Raw genomic sequence first — 24,599 nt, forward strand, 5'->3', positions numbered from 1 at the left:
GACCCTCGACTGCGTGGTGAATTGCTTGACATGTTACCGACTGGTCACTACGATCGCAACACACTTGTGACCGAGCGGTAACAATGCCGACCGGATCGACAGACAAATGCCACGTATCGGCCCGGGTCAGCCGATGCAGCGTGCGGCGGAGGTGGCCCGGAGGTGAGGCGGGGCTGGCGCGCGAGCGCGGGCCCGCCAACTGGAGAGCGACAACATGAACTGGGCAGTGACACGAATCGGCGGGCGCTTCCACTACGGATGGCTCGCGGCGGCGGTGGTTTTCCTGATCCTGCTGGCGGCGGCCGGCACGCGCGCGACGCCGAGCGTGCTGATGGTGCCGCTCGAGCGCGAACTCGGCTGGAGCCGCGCGGCGATTTCGCTGGCGATTTCGGTGAACATCGCGCTGTACGGCCTGACGGGCCCGTTCGCGGCCGCGGCGATGCAGCGTTTCGGGCTGCGGCCGACGATCCTGACCGCGCTCGTGACGATGAGCGCGGGCGTCGCGCTGTCGTCGATGATGACGCAGAGCTGGCAGATGGTCGTGATCTGGGGGCTGATGGTCGGCTGCTCGACGGGTGTCGTCGCGCTGACGCTGTCCGCGACCTTCGTCACACGCTGGTTCCATGCGCGGCGCGGTCTCGTGATGGGCATCCTGACCGCGAGCACGGCCACCGGGCAGCTCGTGTTCCTGCCGATGCTCGCGGCGATCGCGCAGCGCCACGGCTGGCGGCCGGTCGTGCTGGTCGTCGCGGTGGCGGCCGCGATCGTGATTCCGCTGGTCGCGTTCCTGCTGCCCGAGCGACCGGCCGACGTGCAGCTGCGTCCGTACGGCGAGCCGGCCGACGCGCCGGCGGCGCCCGACGCGACGAAGGAGAACCCGCTCGCGGTCGCGTTCCGCACGCTGCTGACCGCGAGCCGCTCGCGCGACTTCTGGCTGCTGTTCTTCAGCTTCTTCATCTGCGGCGCGAGCACCAACGGCTACGTCGGCACGCACCTGATCGCGATGTGCAGCGACTACGGGATGTCCGAAGTGCAGGGCGCCTCGCTGCTCGCCGCGATGGGCGTGTTCGACCTGTTCGGCACGACGCTGTCGGGCTGGCTGTCCGACCGCTACGACAACCGCGTGCTGCTGTTCTGGTACTACGGGCTGCGCGGGCTGTCGTTGATCTACCTGCCGCATGCGTTCGGCATCGACTTCTTCGGTCTGCCGCTGTTCGCGATGTTCTACGGGCTCGACTGGATCGCGACCGTGCCGCCGACCGTGCGGCTGGCCACCGACGTGTTCGGCAAGGCCGCGGCGCCGGTCGTGTTCGGCTGGATCGTCGCCGGCCACCAACTGGGCGCGGCGTTCGCGGCGCTCGGCGCGGGGCTGCTGCGCGCGAGCCTCGGCACCTATACGATCGCGTCGATGATCTCGGGCGCGCTCTGCATCGTCGGTGCGCTGATCGTGCTGCGGATCAATCGCGGCCCGTCCCGCGCGGCCGCGCAGGCCGCCTGAGCGCGGTGCGCCGGCCGGCCCGTGCGCGGGTGCGGCCGGTCAATGCAAGATCGGTGATTTGCATTGCGCGGGATGACCGGGCGCGCGACGGCTCAAGCGGTTATGCTTGCGGTTCGCCGGGCGTTCGCGCCCTTCATCGATGTCAGCGAGGAACCGCATGTCCGTCAAACCTGCTCCTACCACTGTTTCGATTCACGACCTGATCGCCGGCCGCTGGAGCCCGCGCGCGTATTCGGACGAGCCGATCAGCGCCGCCGATCTGCACGCGGTGCTCGAAGCGGCGCGCTGGGCGCCGTCCGCCTACAACGCGCAACCGTGGCGCTTCATCGTGTTCGATCGCACGCAGGACGAAGCGGCGTTCAAGCACGCATTCGCGACGCTGGTGCCGTTCAACCAGGGCTGGAACGCGCCGGCGCCGGTGCTGATCGCCGTGACCGCGCATACGCTCACGCCGAAGGGCGAGCCGGCGCCGACCGCGCTGTACGATGCGGGCGCGGCCGCGATGTCGCTGGTGCTGCAGGCGCACGCGCTGGGTCTCGCCGCGCACCAGATGAGCGGCTTCGATGCGAAGGCGTTCCGCGATGCGTTCGAGATTCCGGCCGACGTCGCGATTCCGGCGATCATCTCGCTCGGCCACTACGGCAACGTCGACAAGCTCGACCCGGTGTTGCGCGAACGCGAAAAGGCGCCGCGCACGCGCCACGCGATCGGCGAGGTCGTGTATGCGGGCGCATGGAAGAAGGGTTTCGACGCCGCAGCCTGATCGCGCAAGCGGGCAGGCGTGCGTCGAGCACCTTGTCCGCACCGGTTGCCGGTGCGCCGCAAGCGGGCAGCGGGGCGCGTCGGGCACCCCGTCTGCACCTGTCGCCGGTGTGCCGCAAGCGGGTGCCGGGGCGCGTCGAGCACTCTGGCCGAACCTGTCGCCGGTGCGCTGCAAGCGGGCGGCGGGGCGCCTCGGGCACCCCGTCCGCCCCTGTCGCCGGCATGCCGCAGGCGCGCCTGATCTCCGCCCCGGGCCGGTTGCACCGCGCCGGCGGCCGCCCCCGGTTGTGATCCGGCGGGCTTCATGTTAAAAAGCCCGTCCTTTCCGTTTTCGCGCCGGCCATGCTGCGGCACCTTCCCATGACTTACTGCGCGATCGATTTCGGCACGTCCAATTCCGCCGTGGCCCTGCCCGACGGCGACGCCATGCGCCTCGCGCCCGTCGAGGGCGACCACCTGACGCTGCCCACCGCGATCTTCTTCAACAACGACGAGCAGACGGTCGAATACGGCCGGGCGGCGCTCGCGTCCTATATCGACGGTTTCGAAGGCCGCCTGATGCGCTCGATGAAGAGCATCCTCGGCTCGCCGCTCGCGGAAACGACGACGGATCTCGGCGACGGTAGTGCGATGGCGTACACGGAGATCATCGCGCGCTTCCTGACGCACCTGAAACGCAAGGCCGAAGCGCGCGCCGGCGCGCCGATCGGCCGCGTGGTGCTCGGCCGGCCGGTGTTCTTCGTCGACGACGATCCGCGCGCCGACCGTCTCGCGCAGGACCAGCTCGAAGCGGCCGCGCAGTCGGTCGGGTTCGCGGACGTGCATTTCCAGTACGAACCGATCGCGGCCGCGTTCGACTACGAGTCGCGCCAGCAGGCCGAGCGGCTCGTGCTGGTCGCCGACATCGGCGGCGGTACGTCGGACTTCTCGCTGGTGCGCGTCGGGCCGGAGCGGATGGCGCGCCTCGAGCGCAAGGACGACGTGCTCGCGCACCACGGCGTGCACGTCGCGGGCACCGACTACGACCGGCGCGTCGAGCTGGCGGCGATCCTGCCGGCGTTCGGCTACCGCGCGCTCGATCCCGAGGGACGCGAGCTGCCGAACCGGATCTACTTCGACCTGGCGACCTGGCACCTGATCAACACGGTCTACACGCCGAAGCGGCTGGGCGAGCTGAAGCTGATGAAGCACCTGTACCAGGACGTGCGGCAGTACGACCGGCTCACGCGCGTGGTCGAGCAGCGGCTCGGGCATGCACTGATGGCGCGCGCGGAAGAAGCGAAGATCGGTGTGGCGGCGGGCGGGGAGACGATGATCGACCTGAACGACGTGGAAGAGGATCTGCAGATCGCGTTCGACGCCGAACGCCTCGTCGACGCGAGCGTCGACGACACCGCGCGCATCGTCGATGCCGCGCGCGAAACGGTGCGGCTGGCGGGCGTCGCGCCGCGCGACGTCGGCGCGCTGTATTTCACCGGCGGCTCGACCGGGCTCGCGTTCCTGTCGGGTGCGCTCGCCGGCGCATTCCCGGACGCGCAGCCGGTGTTCGGCGATCGCCTCGCGAGCGTCGCGACCGGGCTCGGCATTCACGCGCAGCGGCTGTTCGGCTGACCGGAGGCCATTCTCGATCGGCGGCGGCCGCATGGCTGCCCGCGCCGGAAAACAAAAAGCCCCGCCGAAGCGGGGCTTTTTTACACGAATTATCGCGCCGAACTTAGACCGGACGGATGTTCGCAGCTTGCAGACCCTTCGGGCCCGTCTTCACTTCGAATTCAACCTTCTGGTTTTCTTGCAGCGTCTTGAAGCCTTCGACGCGGATTTCCGAGAAGTGCGCGAACAGATCGTCGCCGCCGCCTTCCGGGGTGATGAAGCCGAAGCCCTTTGCGTCATTGAACCACTTGACGGTACCGGTTGCCATGTTACTTGTTCCTAAAAAGATAAAACGGGGCCGAGGCCCATGGGGTGCGGAAAATCAAGGAAGGGGGTAATGGGACCAACCGGAGTACCGTTGATGGGCGAACTACGAAAGAACCAATTCACTCGCCGCTTGAAATCCTGCAACGTTGTTTATACGGGTAATCGGTCGCGCGGTCAACCGGATTTCCATGCACTCAGGGTTATTGCGGAGTTAAGGTTTACAAACCTTGCAAACGATGCGACTTTTTTGTAGGGGCCGAACGATTTTGGCGCCAACTTGGAGGTGCAACCGTTAAACTACGCGCCGCGTGGACGGGTTGCCCCGATCGGGTGATCCTTCCCCCCAAAATTGCATGCGCGCTGCTGTCCGAGCCGATCCCGGACCGCGGGCCGACCATGCTTTTTGAGACATAGGAGAGGATGTGAAGAGTTCTATTCAACGGAACATCGGCCCGTTTGCACTGATGCTGACGGGGCTGGGTTCGATTATCGGTTCGGGCTGGCTGTTCGGCGCCTGGAAGGCTGCGAAGATTGCCGGTCCGGCGGCGATTTGCGCATGGATCATCGGCGCGGTCGTGATTCTCGCGATTGCGCTGACGTACGCTGAACTCGGTGCGATGTTCCCCGAGTCGGGCGGCATGGTGCGCTACGCGCGCTACTCGCACGGTTCGCTGGTGGGCTTCATCAGCGCGTGGGCGAACTGGATCGCGATCGTATCGGTGATCCCGATCGAGGCGGAAGCGTCGATCCAGTACATGAGCACGTGGCAGTATCCGTGGGCGCATGCGCTGTTCGTGAACGGCGAGCTGACGACACCCGGCCTGCTGCTGTCGGCCGTGCTGGTCGTCATCTACTTCTTGCTGAACTACTGGGGCGTCAAGGCCTTCGCACGTGCGAACACCGCGATCACGATCTTCAAGTTCCTGATCCCCGGCCTCACGATCCTCGGCCTGATGCTGTCGAGCTTCCACTCGGAAAACCTCGGCACTGCATCGAATGCAAGCTTCGCGCCGTACGGCTGGTCGGCCGTGCTGACCGCGGTCGCGACGAGCGGTATCGTGTTCGCGTTCAACGGCTTCCAGAGCCCGGTGAACCTGGCCGGCGAAGCGCGCAATCCGTCGCGCAGCGTGCCGTTCGCGGTGATCACGTCGATCCTGATCGCACTCGTGATCTACGTGCTGCTGCAGACGGCGTACATCGGTTCGGTGAATCCGGCCGACGTCGCGAAGGGCTGGTCGCAGTTCAACTTCTCGTCGCCGTTCGCCGAACTCGCGATCGCGCTGAACCTGAACTGGCTCGCGATCCTGCTGTACGTCGACGCGTTCATCAGCCCGAGCGGCACCGGTACGACCTACATGGCGACGACCACGCGCATGATCTACGCGATGGAGCGCAACAACACGATGCCGAAGATGTTCGGCAACGTGCACCCGATCTACGGTGTGCCGCGCCAGGCGATGTGGTTCAACCTGCTCGTGTCGTTCATCTTCCTGTTCTTCTTCCGCGGCTGGAGCTCGCTCGCGGCAGTGATCTCGGTCGCAACGGTGATCTCGTACCTGACCGGCCCGATCAGCCTGATGGCGCTGCGCCGCGCGGCGACCGACATCGAGCGTCCGCTGTCGATCCCGCTGATGAAGCTGATCGCACCGTTCGCGTTCGTCTGCGCGTCGCTGATCCTGTACTGGGCGAAGTGGCCGCTGACGGGCGAAATCATCCTGCTGATGATCGTCGCGCTGCCGGTGTATTTCTACTTCCAGGCGAAGTCGGGCTGGACCGGCTGGGGTGCCGACCTGAAGGCTGCATGGTGGCTGGTCGCCTACCTGCCGACGATGGCCGTGCTGTCGCTGGTCGGCAGCAAGGAGTTCGGCGGTTACGGCGTGCTGCCGTACGGCTGGGACATGCTGGTCGTCGCGGCAATCTCGCTGGTGTTCTACTTCTGGGGCGTGAACACCGGTTACCGGACCAGGTATCTCGACGAGCGCGAGGCGCACGACGAGATCCTTGAAGGGGTCGGTGCCTGACGCCTGACCTGCCACCGGAATCGGCGGTGGCGGAAAGCGCAAAAAAGCCCGTCCGAGCGATGCTCGGGCGGGCTTTTTATTTGTGCTCGGCGCTTGTGTCGCCGTGTCGCGCGATTCAGGCGGCCGCGCTTGCGAACACGTAGTTCGTCATCGCGAGCACGCGTTGATACGTGCCGAGCGACTGGATGCCGAGCTGGTAGTCGTCGTCGGCTGCGCCGAGCGCGGTGAACACCGGCAGCAGGTGCTCGTCGGTCGGATGCATCAGCGCCGCGTGCGGCGCCTGCCGGCGATAGTCGAGCAGCGCGTCGACGTCGCGCGCGGCGAGCTTCGCCTCGAACCAGTCGGTGAATTCCGCGACGCGCGGGTCCGCATCCTCGGGCGCCGCGCTGAAATCGGCCGCGCGCAGGTTGTGCGTGATCTGGCCCGAGCCGATCACCATCACGCCTTCGTCGCGCAGCGGCCGCAGCGCGCGGCCGAGCGCGAAGTGATGGGCCGCGTCCGCACGCGGCTGGATCGACAACTGCGCGACGGGCACGTCGGCTTCCGGGAACATCAGCAGCATCGGCACCCACGCGCCGTGGTCGAGGCCGTGCTCGGTCGTCGCGGTCGCGATGCCGGCCGCGTTCAGCAGCGCGGCCGCCCGCTCGGCGACCTCGGGCGCGCCCGGTGCCGGGTAGCGGATCTCGTACAGTGCGCGCGGGAAGCCGTAGAAGTCATGGATCGTTTCCGGGTGCGCGGCCACGCTCGCGACCGGCTGCTGCGTGCCCCAGTGCGCGGACAGCATCAGCACCGCGCGGGGGCGCGGCAATTCGGCGCCGAGGTGCGTGAATGCGCCGGACGGCAGCGTCGGGTCGATCGGCAGCGTCGGGGCGCCGTGTGACAGGTAAAGCGAAGGCAAGCGGTTCATGGTGGGGAGCCTGCAATAGTGGGTTGCCTGTGACTATAGGCGCGCACCGGACATTGATAAATCGGCTTGCCAGAATTTGATTGAATCGCGATGGTTGATAATTCGGCCGATTCGGGTGCACGGGAGCAGGCGCGGGGAGGCTGGGCGCGGCTGGATCGAACCGGAAGGCGGCCGAATCGACGAAGATGCGCGGAGAACGGCGCCGAAGCGCCGCGTCGAGCGGCTTACCGTGCGGGCCGGATGCCGGCCCACGGCGTCGTCATCGGTGCGCTGAGCGCGAACTGGTCGAGCACGCGCGTGACGGTCTGGTCGACGAGTTCCTCGATCGTCTTCGGCATCGCGTAGAACGCGGGCAGCGGCGGAAACACGATGCCGCCCATTTCGGTCACGGCGGTCATGTTGCGCAGATGCGCGAGGTTGAACGGCGTTTCGCGCACCATCAGCACGAGACGGCGGCGTTCCTTCAGCGTGACGTCGGCCGCGCGCGTGATCAGGTTGTCCGACAGGCCGTGCGCGACGCTCGCGAGCGTCTTCATCGAGCACGGGGCGATCACCATCCCGTCGGTTGCGAACGAACCGGACGCGATCGTCGCGCCGACATCGCGTACCGAATGCACGACATCCGCCCGGCTTTCGACTTCGGCCTTCGACAGCTGCAATTCATGCTGGATATTGAGCCAGCCGGCGTTCGAAACCAGTAGATGCGTTTCGACGCCGCCGGCGGCGCGCAGCAATTCGAGCAGCCGCACGCCGTAGACCGCGCCGGTGGCGCCGGTGATCGCGACGATCAGCCGGCGTGGCGGCGCGCTGGGAGATGCCATCGGGAACGGGGCGTTACGCGGCGGCGAACAGTTGCTGCAGTTCGCCCGACTGGTACATCTCCATCATGATGTCCGAGCCGCCGATGAATTCGCCCTTCACGTACAGCTGCGGGATGGTCGGCCAGTTCGAGAATTCCTTGATGCCCTGGCGGATCTCGTCGTCCTCGAGCACGTTGACCGTCTTGAACTGGTCGACGCCGCAGGCTTTCAGCACCTGCACGGCGCGGCCCGAAAAGCCGCACATCGGGAATTGCGCGTTGCCCTTCATGAAGAGCACGACCTGGTTTTCGTCGACGATTTGCTTGATACGTTGTTGGGTGTCCATGACTGACCTTGCGTTGGCGGGGCGTTAGAACGAAATGATAGCGGATTTCAACCGGGCGGGCCGGCCGTCAGACGGGCCGGCGGCCGCCCGTGGTGCGTTCGATCGCGGCGAGATCGGCGAGCGATTCGACCGCGACGAAGCCGCGTGACACGAGCAAGGCACGCACGGCTTCGGCCTGGTCGTAGCCGTGCTCGATCCAGAGCGTGCCGCCCGGTTTCAGGTACGCGCCGGCGCCTGCGACGATCGTGCGGATCGCGCTGAGGCCGTCGGCATCGTCGGTGAGCGCGCCGCGCGGCTCGAACCGCAGGTCGCCCTGCGCGAGGTGCGGATCGTGCTGCGCGATGTACGGCGGATTGCTGACGATCGTGTCGAACGCGAGCGTCGGATCGAGCGCGGCGTACCAGTCGCTCTGCAGCCAGTGCAGCGGGCCGCCGGGGCGGCGCGCGTCGAGCAGCTTGTGCGCGTTGCGCCGGGCGACGTCGAGCGCGGCCGATGAGCGGTCGAGCGCCCACACGCGTGCGTCGGGCCGTTCGGCGGCGATCGACACGGCGATCGCGCCGCTGCCGGTGCCGAGATCGAGCACGGCCGGATGCGGGCGACCGTCGATCGCGTCGAGCGCGGCTTCGACGAGGAGTTCGGTTTCGGGGCGCGGGATCAGCACGTCGGGCGTCACATCGAACGGCCGGCCGAAGAATTCGCGCATCCCGACGAGCTGCGCGACCGGCTCGCCCGCCACGCGGCGCGCTTCGAGCGCGCGGTAGCGCGCGATCGCGGCGGGCTCGAGCGGGGCGTCGCCGCGCGTGATCAGCTGCGTGCGGGGCCAGCCGAGCGCGTACGCGAGGAGCACGCGCGCATCGACCGGGTCGAGCGGCGACGCGCGCAGCAGATCGTCGGCGGTGGTGTCGGACATCGCGACCTCAGTCGGTGTCGCCGAGCGACGCGAGCAGTTCGGCCTGGTGTTCGGTGACGAGCGCGCCGATCAGTTCGTCGAGATCGCCGTCCATCAGCGCCTCGAGCCGGTACAGCGTGAGGTTGATCCGGTGATCGGTCATCCGGCCCTGCGGGAAGTTGTACGTGCGGATCCGCTCCGAGCGGTCGCCCGAGCCGATCAGGCTCTTGCGCGTCGCCGCTTCCTTCGCGTGCTGCTCGTGATACTGCTTGTCCTTGATGCGCGCGGCGAGCACCTTCAGCGCACGATCCTTGTTCTTGTGCTGCGAGCGGTCGTCCTGGCACTCGACGACGATCCCGGTCGGGATGTGCGTGACGCGCACCGCCGAATCGGTCTTGTTGATGTGCTGGCCGCCCGCACCCGACGCACGGAACGTGTCGATCCGCAGGTCGGCCGGATTGATCTCGACCTCGCCGATTTCGTCGGCTTCCGGCATCACCGCGACCGTGCAGGCGGACGTGTGGATGCGCCCCTGCGTCTCGGTCGCCGGCACGCGCTGCACGCGATGGCCGCCCGATTCGAACTTCAGCCGCGAGTAGGCACCCTGGCCGGCGATCCGCACGATCACTTCCTTGTAGCCGCCGAGATCCGACGGGCTCTCCGACATCATCTCGACCTGCCAGCGCTGGCGTTCCGCGAAGCGCAGGTACATGCGCAGCAGGTCGCCCGCGAACAGCGCCGATTCGTCGCCGCCGGTGCCCGCGCGGATTTCGAGGAAGATGTTGCGGTCGTCGTTCGGGTCCTTCGGAAGCAGCATCTTCTGCAACTCGCCTTCGAGGCGAACCATGCGTTCCCGCGCGCTGCGAATCTCGTCTTCGGCGAAATCGCGCATCGATGCATCGGCGACCAGCTCCTGCGCGGCCGTCTCGTCGCTGCGCGACTGGCGCCACAGCGCGTACTGCTCGACGACCGGGCCGAGTTCCGCGTGTTCGCGCGTCAGCTTGCGGTACTGGTCGAGGTCGGCCGTGACGTTTTCGCGGCTCAGCAGGTCGTTCAGTTCGGCCAGCCGGATAGACAGCTGGTCGAGCTTGCGTTGCATGCTCGTCTTCATGGTGTGGAGCGACGCTCCCGGACAAAAGGGGTATTCGAAAAGGATAGGCCGGCGCGCGGCCGGCGGCAGGGGCAACCGGCCGGCGCTAGTGGCCGGACTGGTCGTTCGAGCGCGGCGCGTGCTGGTAGAACCCGCGCATCAGGTCGATCAGCGAATCGCGGTCGGTGCCGTTCACGCGGTTGAGCGCGCTCGTCGGGCCGTGGATCAGCTTGTTGGTGAGCGCCTGCGACAGCGCTTCGAGGACGGCGGCCGGATCGTCGCCGCGCGCGAGCAGCTTCTGCGCCTTCTCGACTTCCGCGCGGCGCAGCGCGTCGGCCTGCGTATGCATGTGACGGATCACCGGCACGACGCTGCGCGTGTCGAGCCACTGCATGAAGTTCTGCACGCGGGTTTCGATGATCGTCTCGGCTTGTGCAACCGCGGCCTGGCGCGATGCGTTGCCTTCGCGCACGATCGCACCGAGATCGTCGACGGTGTAGAGGAACACGTCCTTCAGCTTGCCGACTTCCGGCTCGATGTCGCGCGGCACCGCGAGGTCGACCATGAAGATCGGCCGGTGGCGGCGCGCCTTCACCGCACGTTCGACCGCGCCGAGGCCGATGATCGGCAGCGTCGACGCGGTGCACGACACGATGATGTCGAATTCGTGCATGCGGGCAGGCAGGTCCGACAACGGCATCGCGCGGCCGTTGAAACGTTCGGCGAGCCGCTGGCCGCGTTCGGCCGTGCGGTTCGCGACGACGAGCTCGCGCGGGCTCTGCGCGGCGAAGTGCGTCGCGCACAGCTCGATCATCTCGCCGGCGCCGATGAACAGCACGCGCTGATCCGACACTTTTTCGAAGATGCGCTGCGCGAGGCGGACCGCGGCGGCGGCCATCGACACCGACTGCGCGCCGATCTCGGTCGTGCCGCGCACTTCCTTCGCGACGGCGAACGTGCGCTGGAACAGCTGGTTCAGATAGGTGCCGAGCGCGCCGGCTTCCGTCGCGGTGCGTACCGCATCCTTCATCTGGCCCAGGATCTGCGTTTCGCCGAGCACCATCGAATCGAGACCCGACGCGACGCGGAATGCGTGCCGGACCGCTTCCGACTGCGGCAGCGCATAGACGTGCGGGGCGAGCTCGTCGACCGGAATCTGGTGGTACTCCGACAGCCAGCGAATCGCACCCTCGCGGGCGGCCCGATCGTCGGTCGCGCAATAGAGTTCGGTGCGGTTGCAGGTGGAGAGGATTGCCGCTTCGGGCGCATTCGGCGCCTGGGGGCCGAGGAACACGTTCTTGAACGTGACGAGAGCCGGCTTGATTTGCTCGAGCGGAAACGCCACGCGTTCGCGCAGGGCGACAGGCGCAGTGTGGTGGTTGATTCCGATCGTGAGGAGTTGCATATCGAGGGCTATCGTTTAGCCTCATATTATAGCGTTTCAGCGATTTCCTCACTTGCGGCATACCGGGCATCGGCGTGGCGCGGCCTCGAATTTGGGGGCTCGATCGGCACGCGGTCGAGCTGGTAGCCGTAGCCGTAGAGCGGCAGAAGCCGGTAGCCGCGCTCCGGAAGCAGCCGCAGCTTGCTGCGCAGCCGGGACGCATGGGTGTCGAGCGTGCGCGACTTCATGTCGCGGCGGCGGGCCCAAACCGTCTCGAGGATATGCGCGCGCGACACGGGCCGCGACAGGTTCGCGAACAGCAGCTGTGCGAAGCGGAACTCCTTCGGCGTGAGCGCGACGATCGCATTGCCGAAGCGCACGAGGCTGTGGGTCGCATCGAATGCGTATTCTCCATACATTTCGCGCGAGCGATTCGGCGGCCGCCGGACACCCGCGCGCCGGCTCAGCGCGTTGACGCGTGCGAGCAGCTCGGGGCCGCTCACCGGGCGCACGAGGCAGTCGTCGGCGCCCGCGTGCAGGCACGACACGACTTCGCTTTCGCGCGCTAGCTGCATCACGGCGATGGCCGGCAGCCCGGGCAGGATCGCCTGCGCCCGCGGAATGACTACCTCGGCCGGCTGGTCGCCGGCCCAGTTGCCGATGATCAGCATGTCGCAGGTATCGGTGGCGAGCCACTCGAAGAACGCCGCGCTGGACGGAAACGCGTGGCACACATGACCGCCGGCGAACAGCAGGCGGTTCAGGAGCGCAGCATGATGCGCCTCCGGATCGATGAGAGCGATTCGCATGAGGATTTCTTCAATACGCCTGCGGGTGCGCGCTTGCCATAACGTCGGGTCGGCCCCTACACTCGAATGTTCGCGGCGCCCGGCTGGTCTCGGGTTCGATGGATGAATCGATGCTAGCCGCTGGCAACGTTCACGCCTATGGGACGAATCTGAATTTATAGAAGGCGTCGAATGAACTGGTTTGGAATCCTTGTCCTGGGAGCGGCCGTCGGGCTGTTCGGCCGGTGGCTGCATCCGATGCGGCGCACGGGCCGGCCGGCATGGTGGATCGTGGTGCTGGTCGGCATCGCAGGCGCCGCCGCCGCGCGCATGGCCGGCAATCTCTCTGGACTGTTTTACGACGGCGAAACGCTCGAATGGCCGGTCTGCACCGGTGTCGCGTTCCTCGCCGTAGCCGTGACGGTCGCCGTGTCGGCCCGTCGCTGAACGCTCTCAGGTGAAATCATGAATGCCCGTCTCCCCGAAGTCTCGTCGGTGCCGGCCCGCCTCGCGCTGCTGCGCGGCGCGATGGTCCGCGAGGACCTGGCCGCCTATCTCGTGCCGTCCGCCGATCCTCACCTGTCCGAGTACCTGCCCGAGCGCTGGCAGGCGCGACGCTGGCTGTCCGGTTTCACGGGCTCGGTCGGCACGCTGGTCGTGACCGCGGATTTCGCGGGCTTGTGGGTCGACAGCCGCTACTGGGTGCAGGCCGAGGCCGAACTCGCAGGCACGGGCGTCCAGCTGATGAAGATGACGGGCGGGCAGCAGAGCGCGCCGCACGTCGACTGGCTTGCGCAGAACGTGCCGGCCGGGGCGACGGTCGGCGTCGACGGCGCCGTGCTCGGCGTCGCGGCGGCACGCGCGCTGACGGCCGCGCTGAGCGCGCGCGGCATCGCGCTGCGCACCGATCTCGACCTGCTCGACGCGATCTGGCCGGAGCGCCCGGGGCTGCCGGGCGACGCGGTGTTCGAGCATGTGGCGCCGCAGGCCGACACGACGCGCGCGAGCAAGCTCGCCGAAGTGCGCCGTGCGATGCACGCGCAGGGCGCGCAATGGCATTTCGTGTCGACGCTCGACGATCTCGCGTGGCTGTTCAACCTGCGCGGCGCCGACGTCAACTTCAACCCCGTGTTCGTCGCGCACGCGATGATCGGGGCCGATCGCGCGACGCTGTTCGTCGCCGACGGCAAGGTGTCGCCGGCGCTGGCCGCGTCGCTCGCGCAGGACGGCGTCGAGGTCCGCGCGTACGACGCCGCGCGCGCGGCGCTCGCGGCGCTGCCCGACGGCGCGACGCTGCTGATCGATCCGCGCCGCGTGACGTTCGGCACGCTCGAGGCCGTGCCGGCCGGCGTGAAGCTGATCGAGGCCGTGAACCCGTCGACGTTCGCGAAGTCGCGCAAGACGTCCGCCGAGATCGAGCACGTGCGCGTGACGATGGAGCACGACGGCGCCGCGCTCGCCGAGTTCTTCGCGTGGTTCGAGCAGGCGGTGAACCGCGAGACGATCACCGAGCTGACGATCGACGAGCGACTCACGGCCGCGCGCGCACGGCGCCCCGGCTACGTGTCGCCGAGCTTCGCGACGATCGCCGGCTTCAACGCGAACGGTGCGATGCCGCACTATCGCGCGACGCCCGAGTCGCACGCGACGATCGCCGGCGACGGCCTGCTGCTCGTCGATTCGGGCGGCCAGTACACGACCGGCACCACCGACATCACGCGCGTCGTGCCGGTCGGCACGGTCAGCGACCTGCAGCGCCGCGATTTCACGATCGTGCTGAAGTCGATGATGGCGCTGTCGCGCGCGCGCTTCCCGCGCGGCATCCGCTCGCCGATGCTCGACGCGATCGCGCGCGCGCCGATGTGGGCGGCCGGGCTCGACTACGGCCACGGCACCGGTCACGGCGTCGGCTACTTCCTGAACGTGCACGAGGGCCCGCAGGTCATCTCGCACTACGCGCCGGCCGAGCCGTACACGGCGATGGAAGAGGGGATGATCACGTCGATCGAGCCGGGCGTGTACCGGCCCGGCAAGTGGGGCATCCGGATCGAAAACCTGGTCGTGAATCGCGCGGGCGGGCAGACCGAATTCGGCGATTTCCTCGCGTTCGAGACGCTGACGCTCTGCCCGATCGACACGCGCTGCGTGCTGATCGAGATGCTGCATGAAGAAGAACGCGCGTGGCTGAACGCGTATCACGCGACCGTGCGCGAGCGCGTCGGCCGGCACGTGAGCGGCGACGCGAAGGCGTGGCTCGATGCGCGCACGCAGCCGATCTGACGCGACGCGCAATACACGACAGATACCGGCCGCGCGACGGCCGGACCACGACGGAGAGGGCAATCGATGGCAGACACCGCAGTGATCGTGATCGACATGCAGCGCGGGCTGGTGCAGCGGGCGCGGCCCGCGTACCGGCTCGACGACGTCGTGTCGGGCATCAACCGGCTGACGGCGGCGGCACGTGCGGCAAACGCGCCCGTGTGCTTCGTGCAGCACGACGGCGATGCGGACGACGACATCGTGCCCGGCACGCCCGGCTGGGAACTGCATGAGGAACTGATCGTCGGTCGCGCCGACTGGCGCATCCGCAAGCAGGTGAGCGATTCGTTCCACGACACGCCGCTCGCCGCGCAGCTCGACGGCCATGGCGTCCGTTCGGTGCTGATCTGCGGTTATGCGACCGAGTTCTGCGTCGATTCGGCCGCGCGCCGCGCGACACTGCTCGGCTACCGGACGACCGTCGTGTCCGACCTGCACACGACGAACGAGCGCGCGCACCTGTCGGCCGCGCAGATCGTCGCACATCATCACTTCGTGTGGGAAAACAATACGCTGTCGGGCAATGCGGTGACGCCGCGTCCGCTCGCCGACGTGCTCGCCACGGAGTTCGCATGACGATCAAGGCGGTGGTGTTCGATTTCGGCGGCGTGCTGATCGACTGGAGCCCCGAGTACCTGTACCGGCAGCTGATTCCGGACGAAGCCGAGCGCCGCTGGTTCCTCACGCACGTGTGCGCGATGGACTGGGTGATCCGGCAGGACGGCGGGCAGACAATCGACGAAGGGACGAGCGAGCTGGTCGCGAAGTTTCCGGCGCACGAGACGCTGATCCGCGCGTTCTACGCGCGCTGGCACGAGATGATCGGCGGCGTGCTCGACGAAGGCGCCGCGCTCGTCGACCGGCTCGATGCGCAGGGGATGCCGCTCTTCGGGCTGACCAACTGGTCCGCGCAGACTTTTCCGTATGCGTGGGACAACTTCCCGGTGCTGCGGCGCTTCAAGGACATCGTCGTGTCGGGTCGCGTGAAGCTCGTGAAACCCGATCCGGCGATCTACCGCGAGATGCATGCGCGGATCGAGCCGCACCTGCCGGGCATTGCGCCGCATGAGCTCGTGTTCATCGACGACAACGCGAAGAATGCCGCGGCCGCGACGGCACTCGGCTGGCATGGCATTCATCACACGAGCGCGGCCGCGACCGAGACTCGTTTGCGCGAGCTGGGCGCGCTCGCGTAGGCGGCGCGCCGGACGCCGCAGCCGAATGCAGACAGGCGGATGAAAAAAAAGCGGGCCATGAGCCCGCTTTGTCGTTCTGCCGATCCGGAAGCGGCCGCGTTCGGCACCCGGCGTCGCGTCGCCGGATGCACGGGCCGCATCGTTCAGCGGCTGATCGGCTTGTAGCGCAGGCGCTTCGGCTTCGCGGCTTCCTCGCCGAGGCGCGCACGCTTGTCGGCTTCGTATTCCTGGTAGTTGCCGTCGAAGAACGTGACCTGCGAATCGCCTTCGAACGCGAGGATGTGCGTCGCGATCCGGTCGAGGAACCAGCGATCGTGCGAGATCACCATCACCGAGCCCGCGAATTCGAGCAGCGCGTCTTCCAGCGCGCGCAGCGTTTCGACGTCGAGGTCGTTCGACGGTTCGTCGAGCAGCAGCACGTTGCCGCCGGAGATCAGCGTCTTCGCGAGGTGCAGGCGGCCGCGCTCGCCGCCCGACAGGTTGCCGACGATCTTCTGCTGGTCGCCGCCCTTGAAGTTGAAGCGGCCGATGTACGCACGCGACGGCGTTTCGTACTTGCCGACCGTCAGCACATCGGCGCCGCCCGAGATTTCCTCGAACACCGTCTTCGAGCCGTCGAGCGCATCGCGGCTCTGGTCGACGTACGCGAGCTTCACGGTCGGGCCCATCACGACTTCACCCGAATCCGGCTGTTCCTTGCCGGTCAGCATCTTGAACAGCGTCGACTTGCCGGCGCCGTTCGGGCCGATGATGCCGACGATCGCGCCGGCCGGAATCTTGAAGTTCAGGTTGTCGATCAGCAGGCGGTCGCCAAACGACTTGCTGACGTTCTTGAACTCGATCACTTCATTGCCGAGGCGGTCGCCGACCGGAATGAAGATTTCCTGCGTTTCGTTGCGCTTCTGGTATTCCTGGCTGTTCAGCTCCTCGAAGCGCGCGATACGCGCCTTCGACTTCGCCTGGCGGCCCTTCGGGTTCTGGCGCACCCACTCCAGTTCCTTCTTGATCGCCTTCTGGCGCGCCGATTCCGACGCTTCTTCCTGCTTCAGGCGCTCTTCCTTCTGGTCGAGCCAGCTGCTGTAGTTGCCCTTCCACGGAATGCCGTGGCCGCGGTCGAGTTCGAGAATCCACTCGGCCGCGTTGTCGAGGAAGTAGCGATCGTGCGTGACGGCGACGACGGTGCCCGGGAAGCGCACCAGAAACTGCTCGAGCCAGTCGACCGATTCCGCGTCGAGGTGGTTGGTCGGTTCGTCGAGCAGCAGCATGTCCGGCTTCTCGAGCAGCAGCTTGCACAGCGCGACGCGGCGCTTTTCACCGCCCGACAGGTGCTCGATCTTCGCGTCCCATGCCGGCAGGCGCAGCGCGTCGGCGGCCACTTCGAGCTGCTGCTCGGGGCTGCCGCCGTCGCTCGATGCGAGGATCGCTTCGTATTTCGCCTGCTCGGCCGCGAGCGCGTCGAAGTCGGCGTCCGGTTCCGCATAGGCCGCGTAGATTTCCTCGAGCTTCTTGTTCGCCTGGAACAGGTCGCCGAGGCCTTCCTCGACGGCTTCGCGCACCGTCTTCGTCGGATCGAGCTGCGGTTCCTGCGGCAGGTAGCCGATGTTCAGGTTCGGCATCGGCGTCGCTTCGCCTTCGATGTCCTTGTCGACGCCCGCCATGATGCGGATCAGCGTCGACTTGCCCGAGCCGTTCAGGCCGAGCACGCCGATCTTCGCGCCGGGAAAGAACGACAACGAGATGTCCTTCAGGATCTGGCGCTTGGGCGGCACGATCTTGCCGACCCGGTTCATCGTGAAAACGTATTGGGCCATTTGGGTGTGAAACTCAGAAAGGGTTGAGACTGCCGCGCAGCGCATCGGCGTGCGTGGCGTCGGGTGATTCGGTACGGAGCGTGCCGCGCGGGGCGCGGCGGTGTCGCCGCGGGTTGGCGGCGCGAGCGCGTATTGTACTTCGGCGCCGGCTGCCGCTGGCACCGCGCTGGCCGTTCGGCCGACCCGCGTTCACAGCCATCCGGCGACGCCGCCGTGCCCGGAGCAGGTGCCGCGCCGATGGCGGCTGAAGCTGTACGTGCCGTCGCGGCAGCGCGCGCTCGCGCCCTCGGGCACGCGGCCCGATTTCGAATGCGCCGGTGCATGGACGGTGTCGCCGTCGCGATTGCGGTACGTGTCGTGCCGGTCGAGGTCGGCTTCGCTGCCGTAGCCGGGCGACGCGCGATAGGCGTGCGCCGCGGGCGGCAGGGCGGCGCACGCGACGAACAGCGCGGCCGACAGGGTTGCGATGCGTGTCGCGCGGCGGAGCAGGGCTGGCATGGTCTCTCTGCTGATGTCGTTGTCCGTTGCCGGTGGCTGGCGGACCGACGGCCCGGGCCGCATGTTAGCCGATCGGCTCGAGATCGTTGCCGCCGCCCCGCGCTGCAGCGACGCTACGCTGTGCCCGTCATCGATGCCGCGCCGTCGGCCTGGGCGGCCTCGAGAATCCACCGACGGAACGCGGCGACTTTCGCGCGCTCCGCATGATGCGGCGGATAGACGAGGTAGTACGCGAAGTCGTCGAGCCACGCGACGTCGGCAAGCTGCACGAGCCGGCCGCTCGCGAGCTCGCCGCGCACCATCGCCGCCGGCAGCAGGCCGGCGCCCTGGCCGGCGAGGATCGCCTGCAGCAACAGACTGGAATCGTCGAACGCGGGGCCGCGCGGCGGGCCGAAATCGGCGATTCGCTGCGCGTCGAACCAGATGTGCCAGCCCTTGCGTTCGGCGTCGTGCAGATGCGGCCATCCGGCCAGGTCGGCGGGCGTGGCCGGCATGCCCAGCCGCGCGACGAGTTCCGGCGCCGCAAGCGCGACGATCTCCACGGTCAGCAGCCGTTCGCTGCACAGCCCGATGTAGCGGCCGAGACCGTGGCGGATCGCGACGTCGACGCCGTCGCGCGAGAAATCGGCGAGCGCATGGCTCGCGACGATCTGCAGGTCGACGTCCGGGCATGCATCGCGGAACTGCGCGAGGCGCGGCACGAGCCATGCGGATGCGAAAAACGGCGTGACGCTCACCGTCAGCACGCCGCTGTCGGCGGCGCCCGACACGCGCTGCGACGCGTCGGCGATTTGCCGGAACGCGTTGCGCACGGGCGGCAGATAGTCGCGGCCCGCGGCGGTCAGCAGGATGCCGCGGTTCACGCGCTCGAACAGTTGCACGCCGAGATGGGTCTCGAGCGTGCGGATCAGCTGGCTCACCGCGCCGGGCGTGACCGACAGCTCTTGCGCTGCCGATTTCACCGACAGGTGGCGGGCCGCCGCCTCGAACGCGCGCAACGCGTTGAGCGGTGGCAGACGGGAACGGTTCATTGAGTTTTTCTAAAGCGAAAGGCCGACGAAATATCGTTTGAGGCAAGGCATGCGCGCGAGTACCGTTGTCGCGTCGGATCCGATTCGTCACGGCTGACTTGCGGCGGTCGATGCGACCAACATAGTTCAACTATATCCATGAGGCAATCCGGACGCCGCGCGGCGTCCGGCGGAACCTGAGAGGAGCATCGTCATGAGCGGCCCGCGCGCGTCGCGCGTCTTCTACGGCTGGTATGTGGTGGCGGCCGCGTTCGCCGTCACGTTCGTCGGCTTCGGCAGTGCGTACACGTTCAGCGCGTTCGTCGAAGCGCTGCAGCGGGATTTCGCCGCATCGCGCGGGCAGATCTCGCTCGTGTTCTCGCTGGCCGGCTTCCTGTATTTCGGCTTCGGCATCGTCAGCGGCCCGCTTGCCGATCGTTTCGGCTCACGGCGGCTCGCCGTCACCGGCATGTTGCTGACGGCGGCGGGTCTCGCGGCGGCCGGCGCCGCGCATACGCTGCTGCAGGTCTATGTCGCGTACGGGCTCGGTGTCGGTCTCGGCGTCGGCTGCGCGTATGTGCCGGCCGTCGGCGCCGTGCAGCGCTGGTTCGTGCGGCGGCGCGGCTTCGCGTCGGGGCTCGCGGTCGCGGGGATCGGCGTCGGCACGCTCGTGATGCCGCCGCTCGCCTCCGCGCTGATCGCGCACGTCGGCTGGCGCGGCGCCTATTTCACGCTTGCGGCGCTCGCCGTCGCGATCGGCGCCGGGATGTCGCTGCTGATCGAGAACGACCCGCGCGGGCGCGGGCTGTTGCCGGACGGGGAGGCCGTGCATCCCGCCGCCGGCGGAGGCTTGCCGGAAGCGGGCGGGCACACGGCAGGGGCCGCGGACTCCGTGAACGCTGCTGATCGCGCGCGGGCTGCCGCAGCGGCGCCCACCGGCGCGACGCTGCGCGAGGCCGTCACGTCGCGGCCGTTCGCGAGCCTCTACGCGGCATGCCTCGTGTGCTCGTTCGGCGTCTTCGTGCCGTTCGTGCACCTCGTGCCGTATGCGCTCGATCATGGCGTCGCATCGTCGACGGCCGTGCTGCTGCTCGGCGCGATCGGCGTCGGCAGCACGGCTGGGCGCTTCTTTCTCGGCGGCCTCGCCGACCGCTTCGGCCGCCGCGCATCGCTGCTCGCGATGTTCGCAGGCATGGCCGTCGCGCTCGTCGCGTGGGCCGGCGCCGGCAGCGTCGCGACGCTGGCCGCGTTCGCACTCGTGTTCGGCGTGTTCTACGGCGGCTGGGTCGCCGTGCTGCCCGCCGTCGTGATGGACTACTTCGGCGGCCGCAACGTGAGCGCGATCATCGGCGTGCTGTACACGAGCATCGCGTTCGGCACGCTGATCGGGCCGGCTGCGGCCGGTTTCATCTACGACGCGGGTGGCGGTTATCTCGTGCCGATCCTGGCCAGCGCGGCCGCCAATGCGATCGCGTTCGCGATCGTCGCCACCACCGGCCGCGCGCAGATGGCCGTGCGCGCGGCCGGCCGCTAGACGCGCGTCGCCCGCTGCAAGGCACGGCGCCTTCCAGCTAGGCGCGATCTACGATTTCCGCTACGGTGGCCGGAACTCGATCATCGACGGCTGGAGGCGCATCGTGACATTCGACGAAGTGCGGCAGATCGCGCTCGCATGGCGCGGCGTCGAGGAGGGGACGTCGTACGGCACGCCCGCACTCAAGGTGAAGGGCAAGACGCTCGCGCGCCTGCGCGAGGACGGCGATACGCTCGTCGTGAAGGGCGTCGGCCCCGACGAGCGCGCGTGGCTGATCGAAGCGGAACCCGACGTGTATTACCTGACCGACCACTATGCGGGCTGGCCGATCGTGCTGGTGCGCCTGTCGGCCGCGCATCCCGACGCCGTGAGAAACCTGCTTCTGCGCGAATGGCGCGCGATCGTGCCGGCCAAATGGCGCGACGCAGGGCCGGACGACGCCAACTGAGCCGCGCCGGCGCGGCACGCGATCCGCTTCGACGGAACGTGTTCACCATGATGCCGAGCGGGCACGCGCCGTCATCACTTGCCCGATCCGGCTGCCCGCAGGCGGACGCCGAACCGGATCATGCGTTGCATCGGTTCGCATCGATGCAACAAGTGGATCCATCGAAATTCTTCAATTGGTTCTTAGTGAAGAACCGTTTGATGCTTACACTCCTTCGCTTCGAAGGCGGCTGACCGACAGCCGACGGAAGGGGCGTACGCGATGCGCCGGCACCTCGTGCGCCGCATCGCACCCGCGGCTTCGCAGACTGCGTCGCGCACCGACCGGAACAGCTCGACCCGGCTTCCTGCCCGTATGCGCGCATGCGCGGCGGGCTGCCGGGTTCAACAACGACAACTCCCCGCCGCCTTCACGCGACACCCGGTCATACCGGAACCGTTTTTTGGAGAGAGACACATGAGTGGAAGCAAGACAGGCCTCGGCACGGGTCTGAAGCAGCGGCACGTGACGATGATGTCGATTGCCGGCGTCATCGGCGCGGGCTTGTTCGTCGGCTCCGGCCACGCAATCGCGGAAGCCGGCCCGGCTTCGATCCTCGCGTATGCGATCGCGGGCGTCCTGGTCGTGCTGGTGATGCGCATGCTCGGCGAGATGGCCGTCGCGCATCCGGACAGCGGTTCGTTCTCGACCTATGCCGATCGCGCGATCGGCCACTGGGCGGGCTTCTCCATCGGCTGGCTGTACTGGTGGTTCTGGGTGCTCGTGATCCCGATCGAGGCAACCGCTGCGGCTACCATCCTCAATGCGTGGTTCCCCGGCGTCGCGACCTGGATCTTCGCGCTCGGCATCACGCTGCTGCTGACGATCACCAACCTCTTCTCGGTCAAGAACTACGGCGAATTCGAATTCTGGTTCGCGCTGATCAAGGTTGTCGCGATCGTCGTGTTCCTGTGCATCGGCGGTGCGGCGATCGTCGGCATCGTGCCCGCGCCGGCCGTATCGGGCGTGTCGAACCTCTTCGCGCACCAGGGCTTCATGCCGAACGGCGCCGGCGCGGTGCTCGCGGCGATGCTGACGACGATGTTCTCGTTCCTCGGTACCGAGATCGTGACGATCGCGGCCGCCGAGTCGGACAACCCGCAACGCCAGATCGTGCGTGCGACCAATTCCGTCATCTGGCGTATCACGCTGTTCTATCTCGGCTCGATCCTCGTCGTCGCGGCGATCGTGCCGTGGAACGATCCGCTGTTGCCGAAGCACGGCTCGTATCAGCGTGCGATGGAGCTGATCGGCATTCCGAACGCGAAGGCGATCATCGACGTGATCGTGCTCGTGTCGGTCGCGAGCTGCCTGAATTCCGCGCTGTACACCGCATCGCGGATGCTGTTCTCGCTGTCCAAGCGCAACGACGCACCTGCGTTCCTGCACAGCACCGATTCGACCGGTACGCCGCGTGCGGCCGTGCTGGCATCGACCGCATTCGGTTTCCTGACCGTGATCGCGAACTACCTGATGCCGGAGCAGGTGTTCGGCTTCCTGCTGGCGACGTCGGGTGCGATCGCGCTGCTCGTGTATCTCGTGATCGCGATCTCGCAGCTGCGGATGCGCAGGACGCTCGAATCGGGCGGCGCCGACCTGACGCTGCGGATGTGGCTGTTCCCGTGGCTCACGTGGGCGGTGATCCTGTTCATCTGCGGCACGCTGACCGTGATGTTCGTCAGCGAGGAACACCGGATGGAAGTCGGTGCGACGGCCGTGCTCGCGCTGCTCGTGTTGTTTGCTTCGTGGCTGAACAAGCGCGGTCGTGAAGCGCGGGCGGGGGCGGGGCGGCGGGTGTCGGCGATGTGATGAAGTGACGATGCGGCAGCGGGCGTGAGCGTTCGCTGTCGGTAGACACGGGGATTCCCGTCGTGAAAGTGGCCCGATCGGCATTGGCGATCGGGCCATTTGTTTTGCACCAGCAAACGGAGGCACTTGACGTGGAACCTGGAGCGTTCATCACCACGGCGAATCATTGACATAAGGACTCGCAAAATCGAACTCGTCTGATTTCATCGCCGACGCCCTCTCCATACATTGGTCACATCGAGAACTGGAGTGAATCGATGGAAGGATCGATTTGGCGAGCGTTGATTGGTCATTGCGTCTCGAAACGAGATCGCTCGTTCGTTATCGAACACAATGACTGAGCCATCACTTCCCCGAGTGCGCGTTGCGTTTCGCGCCGTCGACGGGTACGCGCTGCAGGGCACCTATTTCCCGGCAGCGGCCGATAGCCGTTCACCCGTGCTCGTCTGTCCTGCAACCGGGCTGCGTCAGTCTTTCTATTTTGCGTTCGCGGAGTGGCTGCGCGATAGCGGCCATCCGACGTTCGTATTCGATTACCGGGGGATCGGCGCATCGCTCGACGAGAGCCACGTCCGCCATTCGCGCGCCCGCAAACAGGATTGGGGGCAACGGGACATGCCCGCTGCGCTCGACTGGCTCCTCAACGAAACCCGAGCAAGCGATGCGCACCTGATCGGACATAGCGCGGGTGCGCAACTGGTCGGCCTGATGCCGAACCACGCATCGGTTCGCTCGCTGTGTGCGATATCCGCCTCCTCCGGTTACGTCGGCAACATCGGGTGGCCGACGCGAATCGCCGCGTCATGGTTGGTGCATCTTTATGTACCGGTTTTTGCAAGCCTGTTCGGCTATGTGCCAGCCAGAGCACTCGGTTGGGGCGACGATCTGCCGGCGCAGGTCGGGCTGCAATGGGCGCGATGGTGTCGCCGCCCCGGATACGTCGCGAACGAGTTCGGGCGCGGCGTCACACACCATTACTACGGCGAATTCTGCGCGCCGATCACGGTCGTCGCGGCAGTCGACGATCCGCTTGCAACGCCGGCCAATATAGAAGACTGGCTGCGATGGTTGCCGCGCGCCAGAAGCCATATCCACTTCATCAGTCCGGAAAACTGCGAAGGCCGAGCAATCGGTCACGTCGGCATGTTTCGCCGCAGCCATTCATCGCTGTGGCCGGAACTCGCCGCAGGATTGCAACGTTGAGGATTCCGGCGTCGCACGGGTGTATGGCGGGCGCTCGATTCGAATCGGACCAGCATGAATTGCCACGCGTGGAGAGATCAACTTGTCGCCGAGCGAGCGCTGCAGCAACTGGTCGACACGCTGGTGTGCGAGCGGCCTCGGCGCAGGCAGAAGCTCGAAGCAGGATCGCAAAGCGGAAGAAAGCGCGCGGCGCATCATGCGAAAAATCGACGCGTAACGCATAGAGCCATGGTTCGATGCGACCTGCGGCACAGGCGATCTGTGTAACGGCGGCGACGAAGGAAATGACGTAAAGGTTATCCGCGACCACTCATCGCAAACCTTCAC

General features: G+C 67.2%; 24 protein-coding genes. 13 read left to right on the forward strand and 11 right to left on the reverse strand.

Features of this window, described 5'->3' with window-relative positions:
- The first annotated feature begins 214 nt into the window (after window positions 1–214).
- The 3 genes from U4012_RS23090 (at window position 215) to U4012_RS23100 (ending at window position 3,871) form a co-directional block, all read left to right on the forward strand.
- Window positions 215–1,498, forward strand: coding sequence for an MFS transporter (locus U4012_RS23090; RefSeq protein ID WP_044845906.1), 1,284 nt, complete (start codon window positions 215–217; stop codon window positions 1,496–1,498).
- A 157-nt stretch (window positions 1,499–1,655) separates the two neighbouring features.
- On the forward strand, window positions 1,656–2,261 hold the full coding sequence (locus tag U4012_RS23095) for a nitroreductase family protein (protein ID WP_044845905.1): 606 nt from the start codon (window positions 1,656–1,658) through the stop codon (window positions 2,259–2,261).
- Between the two features lie 359 nt (window positions 2,262–2,620).
- A complete protein-coding gene (locus U4012_RS23100; protein WP_321801770.1) occupies window positions 2,621–3,871 on the forward strand; it encodes an Hsp70 family protein in 1,251 nt (416 codons plus the stop codon).
- 103 nt (window positions 3,872–3,974) lie between these two features.
- On the opposite strand, the gene U4012_RS23105 is transcribed toward U4012_RS23100, so the two are convergent.
- On the reverse strand, window positions 3,975–4,178 hold the full coding sequence (locus U4012_RS23105) for a cold-shock protein (RefSeq protein ID WP_006477070.1): 204 nt from the start codon (window positions 4,176–4,178) through the stop codon (window positions 3,975–3,977).
- A 421-nt stretch (window positions 4,179–4,599) separates the two neighbouring features.
- Between U4012_RS23105 and U4012_RS23110 the strand changes: the two genes are divergently transcribed.
- Window positions 4,600–6,198 (forward strand): APC family permease, encoded by a 1,599-nt coding sequence (locus U4012_RS23110; protein ID WP_321801773.1) that lies wholly within the window; start codon window positions 4,600–4,602, stop codon window positions 6,196–6,198.
- 115 nt (window positions 6,199–6,313) lie between these two features.
- Here the strand turns inward: U4012_RS23110 and U4012_RS23115 are convergent, their stop codons facing one another.
- From U4012_RS23115 to U4012_RS23145, 7 genes are all read right to left on the reverse strand, one after another.
- A complete protein-coding gene (locus U4012_RS23115; RefSeq protein WP_059607887.1) occupies window positions 6,314–7,105 on the reverse strand; it encodes a DODA-type extradiol aromatic ring-opening family dioxygenase in 792 nt (263 codons plus the stop codon).
- A 224-nt stretch (window positions 7,106–7,329) separates the two neighbouring features.
- On the reverse strand, window positions 7,330–7,926 hold the full coding sequence (locus tag U4012_RS23120) for a UbiX family flavin prenyltransferase (protein WP_321801776.1): 597 nt from the start codon (window positions 7,924–7,926) through the stop codon (window positions 7,330–7,332).
- Between the two features lie 13 nt (window positions 7,927–7,939).
- Complete coding sequence (grxD, locus tag U4012_RS23125) at window positions 7,940–8,251, reverse strand: Grx4 family monothiol glutaredoxin (protein WP_011883132.1); 312 nt, start codon at window positions 8,249–8,251, stop codon at window positions 7,940–7,942.
- A 67-nt stretch (window positions 8,252–8,318) separates the two neighbouring features.
- Window positions 8,319–9,161 carry a peptide chain release factor N(5)-glutamine methyltransferase gene (gene prmC, locus U4012_RS23130; RefSeq protein WP_321801779.1) on the reverse strand — a complete coding sequence of 281 codons (843 nt, stop codon included), beginning with the start codon at window positions 9,159–9,161 and terminating at the stop codon, window positions 8,319–8,321.
- A gap of 7 nt (window positions 9,162–9,168) precedes the next feature.
- A complete protein-coding gene (gene prfA / locus U4012_RS23135; RefSeq protein ID WP_044845899.1) occupies window positions 9,169–10,251 on the reverse strand; it encodes a peptide chain release factor 1 in 1,083 nt (360 codons plus the stop codon).
- A gap of 85 nt (window positions 10,252–10,336) precedes the next feature.
- Window positions 10,337–11,635 (reverse strand): glutamyl-tRNA reductase, encoded by a 1,299-nt coding sequence (gene hemA / locus U4012_RS23140; protein WP_044845898.1) that lies wholly within the window; start codon window positions 11,633–11,635, stop codon window positions 10,337–10,339.
- 26 nt (window positions 11,636–11,661) lie between these two features.
- The gene (locus U4012_RS23145; protein ID WP_044845897.1) at window positions 11,662–12,423 is read right to left on the reverse strand and encodes a response regulator transcription factor; all 762 of its coding nucleotides are present in this window, start codon (window positions 12,421–12,423) and stop codon (window positions 11,662–11,664) included.
- A 171-nt stretch (window positions 12,424–12,594) separates the two neighbouring features.
- On the opposite strand from U4012_RS23145, the gene U4012_RS23150 reads away from it, so the two are divergent.
- The 4 genes from U4012_RS23150 to U4012_RS23165 all read left to right on the forward strand — a co-directional run bounded on the left by U4012_RS23150 (window position 12,595) and on the right by U4012_RS23165 (window position 15,920).
- On the forward strand, window positions 12,595–12,849 hold the full coding sequence (locus tag U4012_RS23150; RefSeq protein ID WP_044845896.1) for a hypothetical protein: 255 nt from the start codon (window positions 12,595–12,597) through the stop codon (window positions 12,847–12,849).
- Between the two features lie 18 nt (window positions 12,850–12,867).
- Window positions 12,868–14,682, forward strand: a complete 1,815-nt coding sequence (locus U4012_RS23155) for an aminopeptidase P family protein (protein ID WP_321801783.1) — start codon at window positions 12,868–12,870, stop codon at window positions 14,680–14,682.
- A 66-nt stretch (window positions 14,683–14,748) separates the two neighbouring features.
- On the forward strand, window positions 14,749–15,300 hold the full coding sequence (locus U4012_RS23160; protein ID WP_321801785.1) for a cysteine hydrolase family protein: 552 nt from the start codon (window positions 14,749–14,751) through the stop codon (window positions 15,298–15,300).
- Window positions 15,297–15,920 (forward strand): HAD-IA family hydrolase, encoded by a 624-nt coding sequence (locus U4012_RS23165; RefSeq protein WP_321801787.1) that lies wholly within the window; start codon window positions 15,297–15,299, stop codon window positions 15,918–15,920. Before U4012_RS23160 ends, U4012_RS23165 begins: the two co-directional genes overlap by 4 nt.
- A gap of 143 nt (window positions 15,921–16,063) precedes the next feature.
- Here U4012_RS23165 and ettA read toward each other — a convergent pair whose 3' ends face one another.
- The 3 genes from ettA to gcvA all read right to left on the reverse strand — a co-directional run bounded on the left by ettA (window position 16,064) and on the right by gcvA (window position 19,260).
- Window positions 16,064–17,731, reverse strand: coding sequence for an energy-dependent translational throttle protein EttA (gene ettA, locus U4012_RS23170; protein WP_044845892.1), 1,668 nt, complete (start codon window positions 17,729–17,731; stop codon window positions 16,064–16,066).
- A 189-nt stretch (window positions 17,732–17,920) separates the two neighbouring features.
- Window positions 17,921–18,229 carry a DUF3761 domain-containing protein gene (locus tag U4012_RS23175; RefSeq protein WP_124487898.1) on the reverse strand — a complete coding sequence of 103 codons (309 nt, stop codon included), beginning with the start codon at window positions 18,227–18,229 and terminating at the stop codon, window positions 17,921–17,923.
- A 113-nt stretch (window positions 18,230–18,342) separates the two neighbouring features.
- On the reverse strand, window positions 18,343–19,260 hold the full coding sequence (gene gcvA / locus U4012_RS23180; protein WP_044845890.1) for a transcriptional regulator GcvA: 918 nt from the start codon (window positions 19,258–19,260) through the stop codon (window positions 18,343–18,345).
- Window positions 19,261–19,453: 193 nt separating this feature from the next.
- Here gcvA and U4012_RS23185 point away from each other — a divergent pair, with 193 nt between their 5' ends.
- The 5 genes from U4012_RS23185 to U4012_RS23205 all read left to right on the forward strand — a co-directional run bounded on the left by U4012_RS23185 (window position 19,454) and on the right by U4012_RS23205 (window position 24,272).
- Window positions 19,454–20,773 carry an MFS transporter gene (locus U4012_RS23185; protein WP_321801792.1) on the forward strand — a complete coding sequence of 440 codons (1,320 nt, stop codon included), beginning with the start codon at window positions 19,454–19,456 and terminating at the stop codon, window positions 20,771–20,773.
- Window positions 20,774–20,876: 103 nt separating this feature from the next.
- Entirely contained in the window at window positions 20,877–21,221 is a 345-nt protein-coding gene (locus U4012_RS23190; protein ID WP_321801794.1) for an MmcQ/YjbR family DNA-binding protein, read from the forward strand.
- A gap of 38 nt (window positions 21,222–21,259) precedes the next feature.
- A complete protein-coding gene (locus U4012_RS23195; RefSeq protein WP_124571704.1) occupies window positions 21,260–21,454 on the forward strand; it encodes a hypothetical protein in 195 nt (64 codons plus the stop codon).
- 223 nt (window positions 21,455–21,677) lie between these two features.
- A complete protein-coding gene (gabP, locus tag U4012_RS23200) occupies window positions 21,678–23,069 on the forward strand; it encodes a GABA permease (protein ID WP_321801798.1) in 1,392 nt (463 codons plus the stop codon).
- Window positions 23,070–23,402: 333 nt separating this feature from the next.
- Window positions 23,403–24,272: an alpha/beta fold hydrolase gene (locus U4012_RS23205; protein WP_321801801.1), complete on the forward strand. Its 870-nt coding sequence runs from the start codon at window positions 23,403–23,405 to the stop codon at window positions 24,270–24,272.
- The last annotated feature ends 327 nt before the right edge of the window (window positions 24,273–24,599 follow it).

Source organism: Burkholderia sp. BCC1988 (assembly GCF_905339895.1).
GTDB lineage: Bacteria > Pseudomonadota > Gammaproteobacteria > Burkholderiales > Burkholderiaceae > Burkholderia.